This window comes from uncultured Agitococcus sp. (assembly GCF_937920075.1).
GTDB lineage: Bacteria > Pseudomonadota > Gammaproteobacteria > Pseudomonadales > Moraxellaceae > Agitococcus.
Map to the genome: position 1 here is coordinate 1 of NZ_CALETI010000098.1, position 1,733 is coordinate 1,733.

1 protein-coding gene and 2 pseudogenes are annotated in these 1,733 nt (G+C 43.1%); all 3 read right to left on the reverse strand.

Features of this window, described 5'->3' with window-relative positions:
- A partial coding sequence (lpxK, locus tag Q0212_RS03515) for a tetraacyldisaccharide 4'-kinase (protein ID WP_297922299.1) occupies positions 1-886 on the reverse strand: 886 nt, incomplete at its 3' end.
- A 68-nt stretch (positions 887-954) separates the two neighbouring features.
- Positions 955-1,617 (reverse strand): annotated as a pseudogene (locus Q0212_RS03520) (sulfate/molybdate ABC transporter ATP-binding protein); the annotation flags it as partial.
- An 11-nt stretch (positions 1,618-1,628) separates the two neighbouring features.
- A pseudogene (gene cysW / locus Q0212_RS03525) lies at positions 1,629-1,733 on the reverse strand (sulfate/thiosulfate ABC transporter permease CysW); the annotation flags it as partial.

Sequence of the window (1,733 nt, forward strand, 5' to 3'; positions counted from 1 at the left end):
CAAAAGTTTGACATTTCACCGCATCTTTTGCCGTCATCACAATCGCCAATTCATCATCAAAGGCTAAATCTTGAGCCGTAAATTGATGATGGTCAACAAAGGCGTGTCTAATCACCGTAAACCCTTGCTGCTCTAACTGTTTAAAAAACCGTTCCGGATTACCAATACCTGCCACTGCATGAATCGTTTGAGGCGGTTGAGGGGATTCTTTATTTAAGAAGTTTCCCACTAATTGCCATGCGCTTGGCTGCAAATTCATCTGAAAAGCTGGTGAGTGAGTGTAACCTTGACCATTAACAACAATTAAATCCACACTGTTTAACCGACTTGGCGGCTCGCGTAAGGCCCCTTCTGGCAATAATTTGCCATTACCCAAGCCGCGCGTCCCATCAATCACGACAATTTCAATATCTCGTGCTAAAGCATAATGCTGCAAACCATCATCACAGACTATCACATCAGCCAATTGCCTATCTTGTAAATAAGCGACGGCCTCAGCTCGTTTTGGGGCAACAACAACAGGCACTCGACTTTGTAAAAACATTAATAAGGGTTCATCACCCACTTGCTGCGCGGTACTTTGTTCAGTCACTAGAGCAGGATATTGCGTTTGTCCGCCATAACCACGACTGACAATGGCAGGACGATAGCCTTGCTGTTTTAAATAATCGACAATGGCTAAAGTCAGAGGCGTTTTTCCTGTGCCACCTGCGGTGATATTTCCCACCACAATCACAGGCAAATCAAAACGCTGACTGGCTAAATAACCTTGCTGATAGGCAAAGCGGCGCACAGTGGTTATGGCACGATATAACAACGACAAAGGCTTTAACAAGGTTAACGCCCAATGCCCCTGATACCATGCCTTAACTAAAGCCTGACTCATGTTGGCAAGTCACCTTCATCAGCAAAATGACGGCTATGTAGCTGAGCATACATGCCTCCTTTAGCCAATAACTCTTGGTGAGTGCCTTGTTCAATGACACGCCCCGCTTCTAAAACCACAATCAAATCGGCTTTTTCTACCGTGGATAAACGATGGGCAATTACCAAGGTTGTGCGGTTTTTCATCACCGTTTCTAAAGCTTCTTGAATATAAAATTCAGACTCATTGTCTAAAGCAGAGGTTGCTTCATCCAAAATCAGAATAGGTGCATTTTTTAATAAGGCACGAGCAATAGCAATACGTTGACGTTGTCCACCTGAAAGTTGAGCAGGGTAACGATCAGCTAAGAAACCCAGTTGAACCAAGTCTAGTAAGCGTGTGACACGTTTTTTAATTTCGGCTTCTGATGGGCGTGTTGCACGTGGGCGAACACGTAAACCAAAAGCGATATTGTCAAACACAGTCATGTGGCGAAATAAAGCATAATGCTGAAATACAAAACCAACTTGGCGTTCACGGACATGAATATTGGTCGCATCTTCACCTTCAAGAAGAACCTGACCATGATCAGCAGATTCTAAACCCGCGATGATGCGTAGTAGAGTCGTCTTACCACAGCCTGAAGGGCCAAGTAACGCAACCAATTCACCTTCAGGAAAGTCTAAAGATATATTTTTGAGTGCATGGAATGCACCGAAGTTTTTTTCAATATTTTTAACTTGAATACTCATGTGTTCATTCCTTAGTGACTTGGTTGATCTTGGTTAGATTGATATTCATTGTCTTGACGTATTTCTAACCAAGTTTTCAAGATCAATGTGATAATCGCTAAAAATGCCAGTAACGA